The sequence below is a fragment of the Rhodococcus sp. G-MC3 genome (genome assembly GCF_030063335.1).
GTDB lineage: Bacteria > Actinomycetota > Actinomycetes > Mycobacteriales > Mycobacteriaceae > Rhodococcoides.
Map to the genome: position 1 here is coordinate 48,410 of NZ_JASISW010000012.1, position 19,526 is coordinate 67,935.

Annotated in this window: 20 protein-coding genes and 1 pseudogene; 15 read left to right on the forward strand and 6 right to left on the reverse strand. The window is 63.0% G+C overall.

Annotated features, from left to right (window positions below):
- The first annotated feature begins 178 nt into the window (after positions 1-178).
- The 3 genes from QMK17_RS14965 to QMK17_RS14975 all read left to right on the forward strand — a co-directional run bounded on the left by QMK17_RS14965 (position 179) and on the right by QMK17_RS14975 (position 4,273).
- Positions 179-1,570 (forward strand): maltokinase N-terminal cap-like domain-containing protein, encoded by a 1,392-nt coding sequence (locus QMK17_RS14965; RefSeq protein ID WP_283510057.1) that lies wholly within the window; start codon positions 179-181, stop codon positions 1,568-1,570.
- Between the two features lie 81 nt (positions 1,571-1,651).
- Positions 1,652-3,790 carry a molybdopterin cofactor-binding domain-containing protein gene (locus QMK17_RS14970; protein WP_283510058.1) on the forward strand — a complete coding sequence of 713 codons (2,139 nt, stop codon included), beginning with the start codon at positions 1,652-1,654 and terminating at the stop codon, positions 3,788-3,790.
- A 12-nt stretch (positions 3,791-3,802) separates the two neighbouring features.
- Positions 3,803-4,273 (forward strand): (2Fe-2S)-binding protein, encoded by a 471-nt coding sequence (locus tag QMK17_RS14975; RefSeq protein ID WP_283510059.1) that lies wholly within the window; start codon positions 3,803-3,805, stop codon positions 4,271-4,273.
- Positions 4,274-4,280: 7 nt separating this feature from the next.
- On the opposite strand, the gene QMK17_RS14980 is transcribed toward QMK17_RS14975, so the two are convergent.
- Positions 4,281-5,111 (reverse strand): mycofactocin-coupled SDR family oxidoreductase, encoded by an 831-nt coding sequence (locus tag QMK17_RS14980; protein ID WP_283510060.1) that lies wholly within the window; start codon positions 5,109-5,111, stop codon positions 4,281-4,283.
- A 109-nt stretch (positions 5,112-5,220) separates the two neighbouring features.
- Between QMK17_RS14980 and QMK17_RS14985 the strand changes: the two genes are divergently transcribed.
- From QMK17_RS14985 to QMK17_RS15020, 8 genes are all read left to right on the forward strand, one after another.
- Positions 5,221-5,388 (forward strand): hypothetical protein, encoded by a 168-nt coding sequence (locus QMK17_RS14985; RefSeq protein WP_283510061.1) that lies wholly within the window; start codon positions 5,221-5,223, stop codon positions 5,386-5,388.
- A gap of 144 nt (positions 5,389-5,532) precedes the next feature.
- A complete protein-coding gene (locus QMK17_RS14990; RefSeq protein ID WP_283510063.1) occupies positions 5,533-5,934 on the forward strand; it encodes a GtrA family protein in 402 nt (133 codons plus the stop codon).
- Positions 5,935-5,993: 59 nt separating this feature from the next.
- A complete protein-coding gene (locus QMK17_RS14995; RefSeq protein WP_283510064.1) occupies positions 5,994-8,240 on the forward strand; it encodes a DUF2254 domain-containing protein in 2,247 nt (748 codons plus the stop codon).
- Between the two features lie 22 nt (positions 8,241-8,262).
- On the forward strand, positions 8,263-9,321 hold the full coding sequence (locus tag QMK17_RS15000; protein WP_283510065.1) for a Dyp-type peroxidase: 1,059 nt from the start codon (positions 8,263-8,265) through the stop codon (positions 9,319-9,321).
- Positions 9,318-10,127, forward strand: coding sequence for a family 1 encapsulin nanocompartment shell protein (locus QMK17_RS15005; RefSeq protein WP_283510066.1), 810 nt, complete (start codon positions 9,318-9,320; stop codon positions 10,125-10,127). Before QMK17_RS15000 ends, QMK17_RS15005 begins: the two co-directional genes overlap by 4 nt.
- Before the next feature lie 6 nt (positions 10,128-10,133).
- Complete coding sequence (locus tag QMK17_RS15010; RefSeq protein WP_283510067.1) at positions 10,134-11,018, forward strand: alpha/beta fold hydrolase; 885 nt, start codon at positions 10,134-10,136, stop codon at positions 11,016-11,018.
- A gap of 119 nt (positions 11,019-11,137) precedes the next feature.
- A complete protein-coding gene (locus QMK17_RS15015) occupies positions 11,138-12,094 on the forward strand; it encodes an acyl-ACP desaturase (protein WP_283510068.1) in 957 nt (318 codons plus the stop codon).
- A gap of 81 nt (positions 12,095-12,175) precedes the next feature.
- The gene (locus QMK17_RS15020; RefSeq protein ID WP_283510069.1) at positions 12,176-12,880 is read left to right on the forward strand and encodes a M50 family metallopeptidase; all 705 of its coding nucleotides are present in this window, start codon (positions 12,176-12,178) and stop codon (positions 12,878-12,880) included.
- Positions 12,881-12,902: 22 nt separating this feature from the next.
- Here the strand turns inward: QMK17_RS15020 and QMK17_RS15025 are convergent, their stop codons facing one another.
- Positions 12,903-13,970 carry a quercetin 2,3-dioxygenase gene (locus tag QMK17_RS15025; protein WP_283510070.1) on the reverse strand — a complete coding sequence of 356 codons (1,068 nt, stop codon included), beginning with the start codon at positions 13,968-13,970 and terminating at the stop codon, positions 12,903-12,905.
- Entirely contained in the window at positions 13,967-14,842 is an 876-nt protein-coding gene (locus tag QMK17_RS15030) for an alpha/beta hydrolase (RefSeq protein ID WP_283510071.1), read from the reverse strand. The genes QMK17_RS15025 and QMK17_RS15030 overlap by 4 nt, the downstream gene beginning before the upstream one ends.
- 71 nt (positions 14,843-14,913) lie before the next feature.
- Between QMK17_RS15030 and QMK17_RS15035 the strand changes: the two genes are divergently transcribed.
- The gene (locus tag QMK17_RS15035; protein ID WP_283510072.1) at positions 14,914-15,531 is read left to right on the forward strand and encodes a TetR/AcrR family transcriptional regulator; all 618 of its coding nucleotides are present in this window, start codon (positions 14,914-14,916) and stop codon (positions 15,529-15,531) included.
- A 16-nt stretch (positions 15,532-15,547) separates the two neighbouring features.
- A pseudogene (locus QMK17_RS26390) lies at positions 15,548-15,710 on the forward strand (SDR family NAD(P)-dependent oxidoreductase); the annotation flags it as partial.
- Here QMK17_RS26390 and QMK17_RS15040 read toward each other — a convergent pair.
- From QMK17_RS15040 to QMK17_RS15050, 3 genes are all read right to left on the reverse strand, one after another.
- Entirely contained in the window at positions 15,700-16,155 is a 456-nt protein-coding gene (locus QMK17_RS15040) for a nucleoside deaminase (RefSeq protein WP_283510073.1), read from the reverse strand. The pseudogene QMK17_RS26390 and the gene QMK17_RS15040 sit on opposite strands and share 11 nt — an antisense overlap.
- A 16-nt stretch (positions 16,156-16,171) precedes the next feature.
- Positions 16,172-16,507 (reverse strand): hypothetical protein, encoded by a 336-nt coding sequence (locus QMK17_RS15045; protein WP_283510074.1) that lies wholly within the window; start codon positions 16,505-16,507, stop codon positions 16,172-16,174.
- A 70-nt stretch (positions 16,508-16,577) separates the two neighbouring features.
- The gene (locus QMK17_RS15050) at positions 16,578-17,600 is read right to left on the reverse strand and encodes a LacI family DNA-binding transcriptional regulator (protein ID WP_283510075.1); all 1,023 of its coding nucleotides are present in this window, start codon (positions 17,598-17,600) and stop codon (positions 16,578-16,580) included.
- Positions 17,601-17,936: 336 nt separating this feature from the next.
- Here QMK17_RS15050 and QMK17_RS15055 point away from each other — a divergent pair, with 336 nt between their 5' ends.
- Both QMK17_RS15055 and QMK17_RS15060 read left to right on the forward strand, forming a co-directional pair.
- Positions 17,937-18,674, forward strand: a complete 738-nt coding sequence (locus QMK17_RS15055) for a lysophospholipid acyltransferase family protein (RefSeq protein WP_283510076.1) — start codon at positions 17,937-17,939, stop codon at positions 18,672-18,674.
- 66 nt (positions 18,675-18,740) lie between these two features.
- Positions 18,741-19,499 (forward strand): SDR family oxidoreductase, encoded by a 759-nt coding sequence (locus QMK17_RS15060; protein ID WP_283510077.1) that lies wholly within the window; start codon positions 18,741-18,743, stop codon positions 19,497-19,499.
- Positions 19,500-19,526 lie beyond the last annotated feature (27 nt).

Here is a 19,526-nt window from a genome sequence, read left to right on the forward strand (position 1 = left end):
AAACGTCGTGAGGACGGATAACTTTCACACTACAAATGCCGCAGTGTGTGATCGAAAGCGGATCGGGTACTTGTCGAACCGGGCCGCCCGGCGGGCACAGGCTCGCCCGGCAGGCACAGACATGGATCGATCGATAGGGTAGGAACACCAAGCGAATGCGGAGGCGAGAGAACTCTCTATGACCGATTCGACGCTCGTGAAAACGGTAGATCTAGAGACTGCACTGGTGGCCTGGGTGCCGCAGCAACGGTGGTTTGCAGGCAAGGGCTCGAAGTTGATCTCTTTGACTGTGGCGTCCCGAGTGCCGCTGGGCTCGCGGCCCGGGGTGGCTGCCGAGCATCTGTTGGTGGACATCGTGCTGGACGCACCGCCGTCCAGCGGTGGCCGCGTGCAGCAATACCAGATACCCCTCGGATTCCGCGAGAACGCGCCCGACGACCTTGCTTCCTGGCAATTGTCGCTTCCGCACCTCGACGAGGTGGTCGTGTACGACGGTCTGCGTGACCCGGCGATCATCGCTCTCTACGGAGATCTGCTCGCAACGGAAGGGTCCGTCGGTTCGGTCGACTTCCGAAATGTGAGCGGAACGTCGATCGATTCGGGCATGGCAGGCCGAGTACTCGGGGCCGAGCAGTCGAACACGTCGGTGATTCTCGGCGATGTACTCCTGCTCAAGCTGTTCCGCCAGGTGTCCCCGGGTGTCAATCCGGACATCGAACTGCACAGGGCCCTCGCGGAGACGGGCTGCGCCAATGTTGCGCCACTGCGAGGCTGGATCGAAACGCAGTCCGGCGGCGAACTGTCGATGTTGGGGATGGCACAGGACTTCGTCATCGACTCGGCCGAAGGGTGGACAACCGCACTGGCGAGCGTCCGTGACCTGCTCGCGGGTGATCTCGCTGCGGAGGACGTCGCCTCGGACTTCGCCAGTGAAGCATTCGACCTCGGTGTGGCGGTGGCGCACGTACACGCAGACCTAGCGAAGCAGCTCGGCACCTCGCAGCGACCGGCAGCATCGTCGGTCGACGAAATCTTGGGACGGGTCGAGGAAGCGGCAGGCATTGTCCCGGAACTTGCCGCGCACCTTCCTGCAGCGCGTGAGCTCATCGCCCGCGCGGAAGCTGCGGGTACGACGACTGTGCAGCGAATCCACGGCGACCTGCATCTGGGCCAGGTTCTACGGACACCGTCCACCTGGCTGCTCATCGATTTCGAAGGTGAGCCGGCCAAGACGTTGGAAGAGCGCAGACGACCGGACAGTCCGCTAAGGGACGTGGCAGGAATGCTCCGATCCTTCGACTACGCCGCGCACCATCTGCTACTCGATTCCGGAAGTTCGGAGGCGACGTACGCGCGGGCGTCGTACTGGGCGCAGCGCAATACGGCTGCGTTCTGCGACGGCTATTCTTCGGTCTCCGCTACCGACCCGCGTGCGGACGCTGCTCTGCTCGGCGCGTACGAATTGGACAAAGCCGTCTACGAGGCGGTCTACGAGGCGCGCAACCGGCCGACCTGGCTCGACATCCCTATGCGCGCGATCAGGAGATTGGCCCCGGCGGTCGAGGGGTAGGCCGGGCGGTCGAGGGGTTGGACGGTGACGAGGACCCGACCTCTACAGTGGACCTGCAATCGGTCAGGGGGGTCAGGGTAGATGAGTGGTGCGGGGATGAACCGCCGCGCGTTCTTGACGACCCTCCTGCTGGCACCAACCCTCACCGTCGCGGTTTCACCGTTCGCTCACGCCACCCCGGCCGAGAAGGCGATGGAATTGGGCGATCTCCTGATTCTCGAGGGAAGCGCCACTGCTCACCTTCTTGTCGTGCTCGAGATTCGGACCGACGGCACCGTCGGACTGGTGCTGCCGCGGGCCGAGGTGGGGCAGGGCCTGACCACCTCGATCTCGATGCTGGTCGCGGAAGAGTTGGACGTCTCACTCGATGCGGTCGAGACCACACTCGCTGATGCACGCCCCGAGCTGTTGTTCGGCCAGTTGACCGGGAACTCCAATTCGATCCGCTCGCTGTACCGCCCCGTCCGTCATGCGGCCGCAGGCGCTCGCGCTCGATTGGTTGCCGCGGCGGCAGCGCGGTGGGGCGTCCTACCCGACACCATCGCACTCGATGTCGGAATTCTCGCAGCGAACGACGGTAGAACCATGGGAATCGGAGACGTGGCCGTCGCTGCCGCGGATCCAGCACTCGGAGATGTTGCGTTCCAACCGAAAAGCCCTGATCGGTTCCGCCTTGTGGGTACTCCCACGCGTCGGTCCGACGCCCGTGCCATGGTGACCGGCGAGCACCGGTACGCGCTCGATCTCGAGGTACCGGGCGCGATGCCGGTGGTGGTGCGTCGGCCCCCTACCATCGGAGCCAAGGTGGAGTCGGTCGACGACGCGGCGCTGCGCGCGATGCCGGGCGTACTCGACGTCGCGGTGATCGAAACCGGTGTCGCGGTGATGGCGTCGACGTTCGGGCAGGCCATCGATGCCTGTGCTGCTGCAGCGGTGACATGGACTGCGGGCCCCTTCGCTGCCGAGAACGATGACACGATCCGTCAGCGATTACGCGGCGCCGTCGAACCCTTCACCACAACTGGTGATCTCGACGCGGAATTCGACTTCGCGTTCGTCTCGCACGCCGCCATGGAAACCAATTCTGCTGTGGCCGACGTCCGTTCGGACTCGGCGGAGATCTGGGCATCGATGCAGACCCCCATCGTCGCGAAGCAGGTGATCGCACGAGTGCTCGGTTTGCCGGTGCAGGCGGTCACCGCGCATGTGGTCAACGGCGGCGGGTCCTTCGGTCGACGTCTGTTCTTCGACGCACCGCTCGAGGCTGCACGCATCTCCAAAGCGATGGGCAGGCCGGTGCGTTTGATGTGGACGCGAGTCGACGACATGCGTCACGGACGCGCCAGGCCCGCGTCGCATCATCGATTCCGAGTGAAGACCGACGGAGGTGCCGTCGTTTCCTTCGAGCACCGAGTCGCCTCTGTGGCAACGGATTTTTCGCACGGACTCGGTGAGATTCTGACGGCGTCGGGATCGTCGGGTTCCGGACGATCGGTGTTCTCGAGATCGGTCGAGAGCCCCTACGACTTCGGTGACACCATCGAGTCTCTCGCAGAGGTCGAACTGCCGATGAATACCGGAAGTTGGCGGTCGGTGTACTCGGCCAACAGTCGCGGTGCCGCCGAGATCGTCGTCGACCGTACTGCGGGTGCTCTCGGGGTCGACCCGATCGCTTTCCGTCGTGCGCACCTCACCGACCCTCGCCATCTCGCGGTTCTCGACGCCGCCGCGCGCGAGAGTAACTGGGGCGCAGTGCTGCCCGACGGGTGGGCGCAGGGTGTGGGATTTCACGCCGAGTATCGTTCCAGTACAGCGGTCGTCGTCGATATCGACGTGACCGATCCGAATGCGCCGCGTGTACGGCGAGCAGTCGTGGCGCTCGACGTCGGGAAGGCGATAAATCCGACCGGTCTCGAGGCTCAGATGCTCGGCGGCCTCACCGATGCTGTGTCGACTGTCCTGTCGGCAGGATTGCACATCGACGAAGGTCTACCGCTCGAAGGGAGTTATTCGCAGTTTCATTATGCGCGGCAGCGGAATTCGCCCACCGATGTTCGGGTGATCGTCATCGAGGGTGCGGACGAACCTGGAGGTGCGGGCGAGCTCGGCGTGCCGGCGGCCGTTGCGGCCGTGGCCAATGCGTACGCGCGCGCAACCGGCACGGCGGTAGCCTCGTTTCCCATCGACTTTTCTGCCGACTTCGACCCGTTCCCGCGATGAGAGGCCATCGACATGCATGAGTTCGTCGTCAACGGGAGACAGGTCTCGGTCGATGCTCCCGACGATTTGTCCTTGCTGTGGGTGCTGCGCGACAAGCTGGGGGTACGTGGGCCGAAGTATGGCTGTGGCATCGGTGTCTGTCATGCCTGCACCAGTCACCTCGACGGGGAGGAAATGCTGCCGTGCATCACTCCGGTGTCCGACGTCGACGGCCGTGAGGTCACCACTATCGAAGGCCTCGCGGCGACGATGGGCGACGAGGACATCGACGCCTTGCATCCTGTGCAGCGGGCGTGGCTGGAGGAAGACGTCGCCCAGTGCGGCTACTGCCAGCCGGGTCAGATCATGGCTGCTGTGGCGTTGCTGCGTCGAACACCGAATCCCACCGATGAGGACATCGACCGGATCGAGAACGTATGCCGCTGTGGCACGTACTTCCGTATCCGTCGGGCGATCATGCGGGCCGCGGATTTGCAGAAGTAATTGCCGGTCAGCGCGTCAAGGTTCCCAGGTCCAGCGGCAACTGGATGCCCGTCACGTGCCGGGCTTCGTCGGAGGCCAGCCAGGCCACCGCTGCGGCAATGTCCTCGGGTTCGCTGATCGGGTCGGGTAGCGAACCCATGAAGATCGGGCCGAGCGTCGCTCCGTGTTCGCCGAGAAGCGCCATCATGTCGTTCGGCTGCATCCCTGTCGCGACTCCGTGCGGATGAATGGTGTTGACGCGGATGCCGTATTGACCGAGTTCGTTTGCCATCGTTCGGCACAGTCCGACGATGCCGTGCTTGGACGCCGCGTAGTGCGCGAGAAACGGTAGTCCGCGCAGCCCTGCAACCGAACTCGTCATGACGATCGATCCACCCGATCCCTGATCGAGCAGTATCGGTATGGCAGCCTTCGCCGTGAAGAACGTTCCGGTGAGGTTGACGTCGAGTGTCTCTTTCCACTGCTCCGGGGTGATCTCCCATGACATCGCGGCCGAACAGATTCCGGCGTTGGCGATGACGACATCGAGACGGCCGAGCGCGGCCACTCCTGCATTCAGTGCGGCGGACAGCGCCCCGAAATCTCGGATATCGGTCTCTGACGCAATGATCCGCCTGTCCAGCGCCTCGACTGCCGCTACGGTCTCGGCGAGGTCTCCCGAGCTGGCGCCGTCGTAGGAGGTTGAATCGAACTCGTCGCAGATGTCGACGGCGATGATGTCGGCGCCTTCGGCTGCAAGCCTGACGGCCTCGGCTCGACCCTGGCCGCGAGCGGCTCCGGTGATGAATGCGACCTTGCCTTCGAACCGCTGGGATTTTCCGTCGAATCGAGGTGTCATCGACTGGACGCTACAACTCGCACTGCCGCCGAATGTTCGATTCGGGGTGGATTCGTCTGTCGGTTCGAGCGCCCAGTACGGTTAGGGCCGACACGGGAGGTAGGCAATTATGGAAAGTATCGGCGCGTTCATCGGAATCGTCGTGGTGGTTCTGACCATCGTTTTGGTTGTTGTCGGTTGCGGAATGCTGTTTCTCGCGTCGATCAAGCCTGATGCGTTGAACTTCGACCTCGGTCGTCGCTCACGCAAGAAGGCCGAGAAGAACGAGACTTCTTAGAGACATGCGTCATAGTTGGGCATAGTTTCAGGTGTTTCTCAGGTTGTATGGATGTCACGGATGGTTCCGTTCGTGCAGGCAACTGGAGAAGTCATGAGCAACTCGTTAGAGACGCGTACGAGACGAGACACCTGTCGTCCTCGTATGAAGGCGCGATTCCTGGGCGAGTCCGCCACTGCTCAGTTCGTGCGATTCGTCATTGTCGGCGTGTCGAGCAACGTCCTCTACGCCGCACTGTTCGTAGCTCTCACCGCAGTCGGCTCGTTCACCGCCAACATCATCGGCATTCTGGGCAGTACTGTCCTAGCGAACGAATTGCACCGCCGTCACACCTTCCACGCTGCCGAGCGTGTCGGCTGGTTTCAAACTCAGTGGGAAGCGGGCGGCCTCGCGCTCGTCGGACTCGCACTGGGTACGGCGGCACTCGCTGCGGTACACGTTCTTTTCCCCGGATCCTCCGCTCTGCTCCAGGTCATCGCCGTCATTGCTGTCAGTGCAGCGACAGGCGTCTTCCGATTTCTCGCACTGCGCGGTTGGGTGTTCTGACGCGCTCGCTCGTCCCGCGGCGATAGGCTGACCTGGCTCGTTGCCGCGAGGAGGCCGAAATGGGCAGGTGGTTCACCGAGACCGTCGTCGACAACGGGCGTCTGCCCTTGTTCTTCTTGCTCGTCTCGTTCGTGTTGGCCTTTCTGTTCATCCGATTCAGTGTCCGGATGATTCGTGCCGAAGTGTCCTGGTGGCCAGGCAACGTCACCCCTGGCGGAATGCACATCCATCACGTCATGTTCGGCCTGGTGATGGTCCTCATCTCCGGCTTCGCGCTCGTCGCCATCGCCAATTACGAGACCCCGGTCGCCAACTGCCTTCTGGCGAGTGTCTTCGGTATCGGCAGTGCTCTGATGCTCGACGAGTTCGCGCTCATCCTGCATCTGCGTGACGTGTACTGGGCCGAGGAGGGCCGGTCTTCGATCGATGCAGTATTCGTCGCCGTCGCGATCACCGGGCTGTATCTGCTCGGCATCCACCCGATCGGCTTCGCCGGCGACTTCGACGCCTACCAGCAGGACCGTTCGTTGGGCACCCTTGCTCTGGTGCTGGGAGGTCTCGCCCTCCAGCTGTTGTTGGCGGCGGTCACTCTGCTCAAAGGCAAATTGTGGACCGGACTGATCGGATTGTTCTTCGTTCCGCTGCTCATCATCGGTGCCAGTCGCCTGGGGCGCCCGAGGTCGCCGTGGGCCCGGTGGCGGTATGCGGACAAGCCTGCCAAGCAGGCCAGGGCCTTCACCAGGGAGAAGCGCTTCCGGGAACCGGCAGTGCGCGCGAAGATCGTTGTCCAGGAGGCTCTCTCGGGGCGATTCGGTGTCCCGATTCCCGTCCCGGTCGTCACCGATGTAGACGAGCCGGCCTTCGCCCCGTCGCATGCGAAGCTGCCCAACCGGCTGCTCTCGGCAATCCGCTGGAACCGCACTCGCCGACGATTGCGTCATGCTCCGGTCTGGCGACTGCCTGCCTTCCTGGTGACCTGTTCGATCGTGTTCGCCTTCGTTCTGGTCGAAGTCGAAGGTGCGCTGGAGGCGTCGGACGGGGTTACCGTCGAAGCCGACATAGACGTGAGTGCGACGGCAACCCTCCTTGCGGTCATCGCCGGCGGAATGATCACCCTGACCGGTTTGGTGTTCACCGCCATCACGCTCGCCATGCAGTTCGGGGCTTCGCAGATCTCGGTCCGGGTGGTGCCGATGCTGCAGCAGGAAGCCATCATGCGGTGGTCCATCGGAATGTTCCTGTCCACGTTCGTCTTCGCCGTCATCATCGCCTCCGATCTGGCACTCGCCGGCGAGAACACCTCGCCTGTGCTGGCAACGTGGATCGCTGTGCTGCTGGCCTTCATCAGCGCATTTCTGTTCATCGCCCTCGTTGCCAGAGTGGGAATGGTGCTCAATTCATCCCGGTTGCTGCGCTGGATCGCCGCGCAAGGTCGAACGTCGATCGTGCGGCTCTATCCCGGATTCGATCCGGATGCCGAGGTCGAGGAATTGCTTCCTACACCGGTTCCGGCGACGCAGAAGCTCCTGGCGCCCGACCCGCTCGGCTCTGCCATGACCGTTCGTCTGACGCAACTCTCGCCCGACGGGCGAATACTCCTCGCGGTCGATGCCGCCCGGATACAGCGGCTGGCCACCAAATGGGGTGTCACGGTAGAGGTGATGCCGACCATCGGGGAGTTCGTCGCTCAACACGCGGTGTTGTTCCAGGTGGACGGCCCGCAGCTTCGGGTCCGTGCGCATCAGCTGATTGCCGCTCTGGTCTTCGGCGATACGCACAGCCCGGCGGTCAGTCCTGTCGCTGCCATACAGGCGATCGTCGACATCGCACTCAAAGCACTCTCTCCTGCCATCAACGACCCTGGCCGCGCCGTGCAGGCCATCGACCATGTCGAGGATCTGCTGATGACGATCGCGCCGCGGGTGCGGCTCGAAACAGCAGATTCGGGCAGTTCCGCCAGGTCCGCCGGCTCCGCCAGTTCAACATTGACGCGGCTGCGTGGAACTCGTCGAACGTGGACCGATTACGTCACTATCGCGACTGACGAGATCCGCCACTTCAGTACGGGCAGCACGCAGGTGCAACGTCGATTGCGGTCGCTGTTTCTGACGTTGATCGACGCCTGCCCGCCGGATCAGCATCCGCCGCTGACTGCACGGCTCGGCGCCCTCGACGCCCAGGTCGCACGTGAATGGACGAGCGAGCTCGACATCGGGCTCGCCAGCGTCGCGGACCCACAGGGGCTCGGCTCGGAGCGCGGTTCCTCGGGCCGCGTTGTCCCCCTGGTGCTCGGGAAGCCGGAGTAGGGCACGGGCGGCGAGACCTGCAATGCTCCCGGGAATCAGTTGTGCAAAACTGTTTCCCGTGACACCTCAACCCGTGCTTTCGCCGCTGACCACCGCGGCGATATTCCTCGTGGTGACAGTCGACGAGGGCGGCGAAGACGTCGTCCGTGATGTCATCGGCGACATCGCCGGTCTGCAACGCTCTGTCGGCTTCCGCGTGCCCGACGGCAAGTTGACATGTGTCGTCGGTATCGGATCCGACGCGTGGGACAGGCTGTACGACGGGCCGAGGCCCGCGGAACTGCACCCGTTCGTTCCGCTGGTCGGAGCGAGACACGCAGCGCCTGCGACGGCGGGAGATCTGTTGTTCCACCTTCGCGCTCAGCAGATGGATCTGTGTTTCGAGATGGCGACGCAGCTGATGATCAAGCTCGCGGGCGCGGTCACCGTCGTCGACGAGGTTCAGGGGTTCAAGTACTTCGAGATGCGCGACCTGATGGGGTTCGTCGACGGCACCGAGAATCCTGCGGGTGACGACGCCGAGGCGGCGGTGACCGTAACGGAATCGGATCCGGATTTCGCGGGTGGAAGCTATGTCATCGTGCAAAAGTATCTGCATGACATGGATTCCTGGAATTCTCTGACCACCGAGGCCCAAGAAGATGTCATCGGCCGCACCAAGCTGTCCGATATCGAGTTCGGCGATGATGTGAAGCCGTCGAACTCGCACGTTGCGCTCAATGTCATCGAGGACGAGAACGGCGAGCAGCTTCAGATCCTGCGCAACAACATGCCTTTCGGGCATGTCGGTGCCAAGGAGTTCGGTACGTATTTCATCGGTTACTCGGCGACGCCGGCGGTGACCGAGGAGATGCTGCGCAACATGTTCCTCGGTAAGCCCGAGGGCAACCACGATCGGATCCTGGACTTCTCTACCGCTGTGACGGGGACGTTGTTCTTCGTTCCTACGCTCGATTTCCTCGAGGATCAACCCACTCGGCCCGTGTTGTCAGCCTCCGAAGTCGCCGTCGATATCGCGGACGGTTCGCTCGGAATCGGAAGTCTTCGAAGTTCGTTCAATAAGGGAGTATCGGTCCAATGAGTAATCTGCATCGCGAACTCGCGCCGATTTCGGCAGCGGCTTGGGCCGAGATCGAGGAAGAGGCGACTCGAACGTTCAAGCGCAACGTGGCCGGCCGCCGCGTCGTCGACGTCAAGGGGCCGTCCGGACTCACCCTTGCTGCGGTCGGTACCGGCCACCAGAGCCTGATTACGCCGATCGCCGACGGCGTCATCGCCCATGCGCGGGTGTCTCAGCCGGTGGTGGAGTTGCGGGTTCCGTTCACCGTCAGCCGCAGTGCCATCGACGACGTCGACCGTGGTGCAAGCGATTCCGATTGGCAGCCCGTCAAGGACGCGGCCACCCAGATTGCGTTCGCCGAGGACCGTGCGGTGTTCGAAGGCTATTCGGCAGCCGGGATCACCGGTTTGCGCGAGAGTGCATCGAACCCCGAGTTGAAGCTTCCCGCCGACCCACGGGAGTACCCGGAGGTCATCAGCCAGGCGATAACGGCGCTGCGGCTTGCAGGTGTCAACGGACCGTATTCGTTGCTGCTCAGTGCCGATGCCTTCACCGCGATCAACGAAACCTCGGACCACGGCTACCCCATTCGCGAGCACCTGAGACGGCTTCTCGACGGTGAGATCATCTGGGCCCCTGCGATCGACGGTGCATTTCTGCTGACGACGCGCGGCGGTGACTATGAACTACACCTCGGTCAGGACCTGTCCATCGGCTACCTCTCACACGACGCCACGACGGTCGAGCTGTACTTCCAGGAGTCGTTGACCTTCCTCGCCTATACCAGCGAAGCCGTGGTCCCCTTGGTCGCTGCACCGAAGGTTTAGCCGAATATGGCTGCGCCGCAGTGGTTTTCCGATTCCGTATCCTGGGTCCCCGTCGAACGGGATATCGAAGTGCTCGGGACGTCGATCCACCTGAAATCCTGGGGCGAGCCGGAACTGCCCGGCGTGGTGTTGGTACACGGCGGGGCGGCGCACGCCGGCTGGTGGGACCACATCGCGCCGTTCCTCGCGCGCAGGCATCGCGTCGTGGCGCTCGACCTCAGCGGGCACGGTGATTCGGGGAGCCGCGAGGGATACGGATTCGAATTCTGGTCAGCAGAGGTTCTCGCCGTTGTCGAGGCGTCGGAGTTCGTCAGGCCGCCGGTGCTGATCGGTCACAGTATGGGCGGCTGGGTGTCCATGGCGGCGGCGACGGACGATGCGCGCGTGGCAGGCGTGGCCGTCCTCGACACGCCGTTGCGTTCGTTGTCCCCGGAACAGGCAGCGGCACGCGACAAGCGGGCGTTCGGGCCGCTGAAGGTCTACCCGACGCTGATCGACGCGATCTCCCATTTCCGCACGGTTCCCGATCAAGCCGACTCGCTGCCGTTCGTCATGGACCACGTTGCTCGACGGTCACTGCGCGAGGTCGACGGCGGCTGGTCGTGGAAGTTCGATCCGCGGATCTTCGGCAGTGCGCGTCCCACGCCGGAGTTACTCCAGTCCGTTCGGTGCCGTGCAGCGCTGTTTCGTGCCGAGCGAGGCCTGGTCACGACCGATGTCGCTGCCGAGATGTACGCACTGTTCGGTAGAACGGCGCCCGTCGTCGAGATTCCGCTCGCGGGGCATCACATCATGCTCGATCAGCCGCTTCCGCTGGTGTCCGGCCTGCTCACATTGCTGGCGGACTGGGACCACTCCGTTGCACAGATCGGGTCCGCCGAACACCTGTGAACAGGGACAAGTCGGTCCGGCCCGGATTGCTACTTCTAACAGAATCTCGGCTCACCGGCTATCGGATCAGGAGAGCGCACCTACGCTGTCGTACGTAATCGACACGAGGAGGCACGCCCATGGCACGGGAACTCACCCAACTGGAGCTGTTGCACGAGCTCGTTCCGGTCGCCGAGGACAACGTGAACAGGCACATGTCCATGGCGAAGGAATGGCACCCGCACGATTATGTGCCGTGGGACGAAGGACGTAACTTCGCCGAGCTCGGCGGAAAAGACTACGACCCCGGGCAGAGCAAGCTGAACGAGGTCGCGCAGGCGGCCATGGTCACCAACCTGCTCACCGAGGACAACCTGCCCTCTTACCACCGCGAGATTGCCGAAAATTTCTCGCAGGACGGTGCCTGGGGAACCTGGGTCGGCCGGTGGACCGCCGAGGAAAATCGCCACGGCATCGTGATGCGGGACTACCTCGTCGTTACCCGGGGGGTGGATCCTGTCGCGCTGGAGCAGGCACGCATGATTCACATGACCAACGGGTTCGCGTCTCCCGCGGGTTCGCACACGGGTCTGCTGCATTCGGTGTCGTATGTGACGTTCCAGGAGCTCGCGACGCGTGTGTCGCACCGCAACACCGGCAAGGTGTGCGAGGACCCGATCGCCGACCGCATGCTTCAGCGCATCGCAGCGGATGAGAACCTGCACATGATCTTCTATCGCAACATCTGTGGCGCGGCAATGGACCTCTCGCCCGACCAGACGATCAATGCCGTCGCGGACATCGTGATGAACTTCCAGATGCCCGGTGCCGGGATGCCCAACTTCCGTCGCAATGGTGTGCTGATGGCCAAGCACGGAATCTACGATCTGCGCCAGCACCTCGAGGAGGTCGTCTGGCCCGTTCTGCGCAAGTGGAGGGTCTTCGAGCGCGAGGACTTCACCGCTCAGGGCGAGAACAAGCGCGAAGAGTTGGCAGTGTTCCTCGAGGATCTCGAGAAGCAGGCGACCAAGTTCGAAGAGATGCGCGATCGCTCGCTGGCGCGTGAGGCAGCGAAAGCCGAGCGTAGGGCGTCGTAAGCGCCTCCGGCGCACGTGCGTGGAAATACGTCGTGGAGGACGTATTTTCGCTCACATGCGCCGAAGGCGCCATACTCAGTCGTGTCTGAATTCTGGGACCGCATATCCGCGGTGAGTCCTGATCCTCCGGTGTGGATCGTCCAACTGACAGCACTGATCGCGTTGGCGATAGTGCTGATTCCGCAGACCTGGCGGATCGCTCGCAACGTCGTGACGATCGCGCACGAGGGATCGCATCTGTTCTTCGCGCTGATCACGGGTCGACAGCTGATGGGTCTTCGGTTGCACCACGACACGTCCGGTGTCGCGATCTCGAAGGGCAAGCCGACGGGTCTCGGCGTCATCGTCATGACGTTCGCCGGCTATGTCGGCCCCTCGCTGCTCGGTCTGACGTATGCGTTTGTGCTCGGTACCCAGCACGCCATTGCGGTGCTGTGGATCGGGGTGATCTCGATCGCCTTGATGATGCTGATGATTCGCAACCTCTACGGATTGCTGTCGCTTGTTCTCGTCGGTGCTCTGCTGTTCGCAGTGTCCTGGTGGGGTACCGGCGAACAGCAGGTGGCAGCCGCCTATTTCATCACGTTCTTCTTGCTGATCGCGGGCCCGCGGCCCGTACTCGAACTGCAGCGATCTCGCAGCGGCGGACGGGCGCGGGACTCCGATGCCGATCAGTTGGCCAGGCTGACGTTCCTGCCAGGAATCGTCTGGGTGGGTCTGTTCCTGCTGGTTACGCTTGGCTCTCTTGCAGTGGGCGCGTGGCGGATTCTTGTTCCGGTGCAGTGATGTCCGGTGTGGAGCAGCCGGTTCACTCCCTCTCCGGAGGCGGTCCGACCACCTCCAGGTCCAGTTCGGCGCGTGCTCGGCCGAATCCTTCGCCCGGGAACGTCATGTCGCCGCCCTCGTCGTGGATGTGGTCGTCGGTGGGGGTGTTCATGTACTCGAAGAACTTCTCGAAGATTCCGGTGGTCAGGAGCCCAAGCATCTGAGTGGTATTGCTTTCGAAGGCGAAGCTGTGAATGGTTCCGGCGGGCGCATGCAGGAAATCGCCCTTCGTCAGCAGAATCTGCTGACCGTTCGCGTGCAACAGAATCCGGCCTTCGACGCAGAAGAAGTTCTCGGTGTGCTTGCGGTGGAAGTGCCTCGGAATGTACTGGCTCTTCGCGCCCCGGGAGTGCATCGCGAAGTAGGTGGACTCGGTGTTCCGCGATCGCGTGAGATAGGTGTTGAGCTGGCCGAGGCTCTTCAACCGATCGCCCTCGCCTGCCTTCAACACGAACGGGCTGACGCCGCTGGGTAGTCCAACGCCGGTCAGCGGGGGCCGATCCACGTTGTCGAGATCCATCTTTTCCACATCGAGGAAACGGACGCCGAACTGCTCGGCAAGCTCGGAATCTCTCGTCGGCGAACCCTGTCCGCCGAAAACGTGGGACTGAGTCTGCGAACCCGACGCCGCTGCAAGCGCATGACCGTCACCGGCTGTGGTCCAGCTGAGGAAACGGTTCGTGTGGGCCAACATTCGGTAGGCGTACGGGATGCCAGGCGGAACGGCGACGGAGTCACCCTGAACCAGAATCTGCGTCTCACCGGGCAGCCACAGCTGAATTTGGCCCTCGAACACGTAAAGGAACGTGTGCTCACGATCGTGCGCGAGAAACGGTGCAGAAGCGCCTTTTCCGCCGTAGACGAAGGCTGCACCGAACTGACCGCCGGTATCCTCGGGTCGCGCTATGACCGTGACGAGCTGGTCGTCCAAGTCGTACCGCAGACCCTCACCGGACGCCAGGTAGTACGGGGCGCATCGTCCTGGCAATTGGTCGACCTCGGGCGCGAGTGTGTGCGTGATGTCGATGGTCGGGATGTCGAACGTGCTCATGAGGGACTTCCTTGTCCGAGGTGAACGGTGAAGAAATCTGCGATGGTGCCCATCGAGACCGTGCCGTGTCTTGTTGTGGTTGTGGTGGAATGGATTTCGGCGGGAGAGTCGGGGTTCGCTTCCAATCGGCCCTGGTCGAGGAACACCCCTGGACCGAGTTCGAGAACGTCCCCAGGGTTGAGGAAGCCGTGCCCGAAGCCGCCGACGAGATAGAGGGTGGCCTCGTTGCCCGCTGCCGCCAACGCGTCGAACAGGGCGATGCTGTTCGTGTGGGGGACCATCGTGTCTGCGGTGCCGTGCAGTATCAGGAACGGCGGCATGCCGGGCCTTACCTGCTTGGCGGGATTGGCAGCCCGTGCCAGTTCGGGGTTGTCGCGGATCGGTCCACCGAGCAGGAATGCCTCCGGTGAGTCGTCTCGCTGGTCGTCGAAGAACACCGGCCCGTAGCCCTCGGCGACCACCTGGACGGCGGCGCTGATCTCGCTCGGTTCCTCGCCCGGCAACTGCATGCGCGAGGAGTGCGCTCCGGCGAGGGCCGCCAGATGGCCGCCTGCCGAGGACCCCCAGAGGCCGATGCGGCTGGGGTCGATTCCGTACTCCTCGGCATGGCTCCTGATCCAGCGCAGTGCTTTTCGCACGTCGTGAAGTTGGCCGGGGAAGATCGTATCGGGAGTCAGGCGGTAGTCGATGGAGACCATGACGAAACCACGCTCGGCGAAGTGGCGGGCGAAATCGGGGCGAGCCTTTCGGTCCTGCAGACGCCACCCGCCGCCATGGAGCCAAACGATTGCGGGCAGCGGTTCAGATGCGTCCGGCGGCGCGACTACGTCGAGGTAGAGGTCGGGTGCGTACTCGACGTCGAGGATGTCCATGATTGTCACCGTACATGAAAAAAGAGGATCCTTTGTTTATTCGTGAAAACCCGATCCAGTAAGTTGGCGGCATGGCGATCAGGGGTACATATTCGGTTGGGGCCGAGAGGAAACAGCGGATCGTCGACGCCGCGTCCGACCGATTCGCTGCCGATGGGTATCACAAGACAGCTATGACGACCATCGCCTCGGATGTCGGCATCAGTGAAGGTGGTCTACTGCATCACTTTCCGAACAAGCGGCACCTGCTGCTGGCCGTGGCGCAGCATCGATTCGAAGCCTCAGCCCAGTGGTGGGACTCGTTGCCCGCCGATGCGGTAGGGCTTGCGACTCTCGACTTCATGGTCGATGCCACGCGGCGGTACCTGGCAGAGCCGGGACTCATTCAGCTGGTAGTTCTGGTCAGCGCCGAAGCTGCCGATCCGTCGAGTCCGGCGCACGAGGTCTATGCGACCAGGTATCGCACGGCCGTGGCGTCGCTGGGCGCGCGGCTTCGAGCAGGTGTAGACCACGACGGCATGGATCCGGAGGCAGACTACGAGGCGATCGCCCGCGAGTGCCTCGCGATCAGCGACGGGTTGCAACTTCAATGGGTGATCAGCGATGGCCAGGTCGACATCGTGGCCGGAGTGCGGGCGCACGTCGCCCGGGTCGCGGCAACGTTACGACGTCAATCCGGTCCACAGTAGATCCGAGGCGGCCTGCACCGAGGATGCTGCTGTCGGCCGCATGAAGACTGCACAACAGGTTGTGGGAGTAGCCGTTTCGACGCTCGATCAGCACCAGGGCAGTGACACGTCGGATCGGCGTCTTGATCTCGGGACGGGTGCTCGGAAACGTGCGGATGAAGTCGTCCGTCAACTACTGACCCCGATGTCCTCGTTCCACACGGCTGGTTCCCGCGCGATGAACTCGGTCATCAGATCGATGCATTCCTGGTTGCGGAGAACGATCACCTCGACACCGTGCTCGCGGAGCCATTCGTGGCCGCCGCCGTCGAACGTGACGTTCTCGCCGACGATCAACGACCCGATGCGGAACTGACGCACCAATCCGCTGCAGTACCAGCAGGGTGACAGCGTCGTCGCCATTGTCGTCGAACGGTAGTCGAGCTGTCGACCTGCATTGCGGAACGCGTCGGTCTCGCCGTGCACCGATGGGTCATCGTCCTGAATTCGACGATTCCGTCCGGCGCCGAGCAGGGTCCCGTCGGCGGAGAACAACGCGGCGCCGATGGGTACGCCGCCCTCTTGGTTGCCGAGTCGGGCCTGCGTCAGTGCAGCGTCCAAGAGCGCGTCGGGATCGAGAGGCATTCGTCGACCATCTCATTCAGTCGCGGTGGGGGGACCGTTTTCCGGTGTCGGGATCGATGTCGATTGCGACGTCGGGGGAGTCGGGATGGTAGACGATCGGCCGCTGTTCGACGGCTCGCCGTGCGCCCGCTCGCAGCGATAGAAAGCCGCCGACTACGAGAACGACGGTGGCGCCGGCCGCGATCCATACCCAGCCCTCGAATCCGCCTGCCAAAGCGGTGATGAACAAAGCTGCCGCGACAATTCCCGCCATCATCAACACGACCCCGCTGCGGTTTTCCGCAGTTTTGATCCAACGCGGACCTGTCGTGTTCTCTTTATCAGGCCCTGGTGTGTTCTCTCTATCGGGCATGGATGCATCCCTTCGTCGTTACCGACTCCGGATACCCGGGGCGTGCGGATTCACACGTGCCGCGCGGTTCCTAGGTTCCGGGCCCTCGCCAACGGTGATCCGTCGATCCCCTGACTACCAGTGTTGGGGTGAACGTGAGCTGCCGAAATTCGTACTCTGCAGGCGAATTGACCTGTTCCATAAGCAGTTCCGCGGCAGCGTGGCCGAGTTCTTTGCGTGGCTGCGCGATCGAGGTCAGCGGCACCGCTGCGCCCGCGGCGTAGTCGATGTCGTCGTAGCCGACGATCGCCAGGTCGTCGGGCACGCGCAGGCCCCGCTGGACATATTCCTGCAGTACGCCGAGCGCGAGGAGGTCGTTGGCGCAGACCGCACCGGTGGGAGGCTCGTCGCTCATGTCGAGAATCTCGCTGGCGGCCTTCGCGCCTGCCTCGATGGTCAGGGATGGCGCCCAGATGGTGGACATGCGGGTGCCTGCGGATTCTGCGACCGCCGAGAGTGCGCCAGACCGTCGATCACGAACCTGCCTGATGCTTTCCGGGCCGCCGACGTAGACGAGACTGCGATGGCCGAGGTCCATCAGATGCCGGGCGGCGAGGCGTCCACCGTGTACGTCGTCGACTGCTACCGATGAACGCCCCGGCGTGCGGGATCCACGATCGAGTAAGACGACGGGTGTGCCCTGACGGTCCAGTTTCTCGAGCATCGGGATGTTCTCACCGACAGGGCTGAGCAGGATGCCCTGAACGCGCTGTTCCATCAGTAGTCCCAATTGCCGGTTCTCGCGCTCTTCCGACTCGGCGCTGCCGACGAGGACCATCAGCAGGTCGTTGCTGTCTGCGACGGATTCCGCGCCTGCGGCGACGTCGAGGAAGAAGGGATTTCGGGCGTCGAGCACTACAACGGCGAGCATGCGCGACTGGCCTGCGCGTAGCTGGCGTGCGGCGTCGTTGCGAACGAAGCCAAGTTGAGCGATGGCGGCCACGACGCGTTCGCGGGTAGCTTCGGAGACCATGTCGGGCCGATTGAGGACGTTGCTGATCGTGCCCATCGATACACCGGCGAGTGCTGCGACCTCGCGCATGCTTGCTGCCATCGGCCTGCCCTACCTCCCCATATCCCCGTGCTCGAGAATTATGCCATCACCAACCAGTGAAACGCTTCACAGTTGGATTCGGTAACGCCGTCGAGTGTTGCAGGTCACTACGCTGACTTCTGTCCCTGAGCACTTTCGGGTGCCGACTCACATAATGAACCATTTCAATCGAACCGGCTCGTCGTCACCAACCGCTCGGAAGTGTGGCGCAGGAAACTCCACTTCGTTTTCCGCAGCCGCGCGCCACATCTCGCCATCGAAGTACGAGGACAAGGTCGCCGGGTTGCTCGGCATTTCCTACATCGGCGTCCGAGCCCGGGCGGCTAAGCTCGCATCATGGATCGACCCGCGGTAATTCTCGATAACGACGCCACCGTCTACGACTTCTATCTGCAGCATCAGCAGAATCGGCAAGTGGCAAGGTTGGCTTACGCAACGCTCGCCCGAAAATTCAAACCGAGGGTGAGCTACCCCGATGGAGCCCGTGAAGAGCTCCGTCGGCTCGTCTACGACGACACTCGCTTGATTCTCGCCGTCAATCATTTGACGGAAACCGATCCATACACCGTTGCCGCCGCGGCATGGGCGTCGCCGCTGCGTCCGGTGATCGGCCGGACACGCGTGCTCGCGAAAGATGAACTGTTCCAGGAACCCAAGCAACGCAGACGAATCGACATGATGGGCGGAATCCCCGTGTTCCGCGGTAAGAACCACGGGATGCGCGCAGTCAGCGCCGCAGGCAACCGGATGATGGACGTCAGTGCCGAGCGGATGAGACGCGGAGACGACCTCGCCGTGTTCCCTGAGGGCACCTTGAACCTCGAAGATCCCACGCAGGTCCAGCACGTGGGAAGCGGAATCGGACATATCGCCGCGCGGGTACGCAAGCTCGGCGTGGAACCGGTGCTGGTCTGCATCGGCCTCAGTTATGGACCTGGATCGGAAAAGCTGAAGTCCGCGAGCGTCTACATCGACATGCCCATCACCGAACTCCCGCAGAAACCCATCGAGATCGCGCGCACTGTGGCGACTGGAATGCAGAATGCGCTGGACGGTGCGGTAGCCGCCTACTGACCGGTAGGCCGGTGTTGGTAGAAACAGTGGAAGAGTTGTCGTCTATCGCACATTCAGGAGAAGCGCGTGAGTGATTCAGTGAAGACCGCCATCGTGACCGGAAGCGCCCAAGGAATCGGTGCTGCCGTGGCGAAACGCCTGGCCAAAGACGGTTTCGGTGTCGCAGTTCTCGACCTCGACGAAGCAGCGTGTGCAGACACCGTCGGGGCCATCAAGTCCGCGGGCGGCCAGGCCTTCGCGGTAGGCGCCAACGTCGCTGACGAGGAGTCGGTCCAGACGGCAGTGGACCGCGTCGCGACCGAGTTCGGTGCGCCGACCGTGCTCGTCAACAACGCGGGCATCACCCGCGACAACCTGCTGTTCAAAATGACCGTCCAGGATTGGGACTCGGTGCTCGGTGTGCACCTCCGCGGATCGTTCCTGATGACACGCGCAGTCCAGAAACACATGATCGACGCCAAGTGGGGCCGCATCGTGAACCTGTCCAGTACATCCGCACTCGGCAACCGTGGACAGGCGAACTACTCGGCCGCCAAGGCCGGCATGCAGGGCTTCACCAAGACTCTGGCGATCGAACTGGGCAAGTTCGGCGTCACCGCCAACGCAATTGCTCCCGGATTCATCGAGACCGAGATGACGGCAGCCACCGCGGAACGCGTCGGAATGTCGTTCGAGGACTTCAAAGCGGCTGCGGCGTCGCAGATTCCGGTCAATCGCGTCGGGCATCCCGACGACATCGCCCACCTCGCGTCCTTCTTCATCAGTGAGGGCGCGGGCTTCATCTCGGGCCAGGTCGTCTACGCAGCCGGCGGCCCGAAGGACTGATACGCAGGCCCGTAACGCATGAATGGA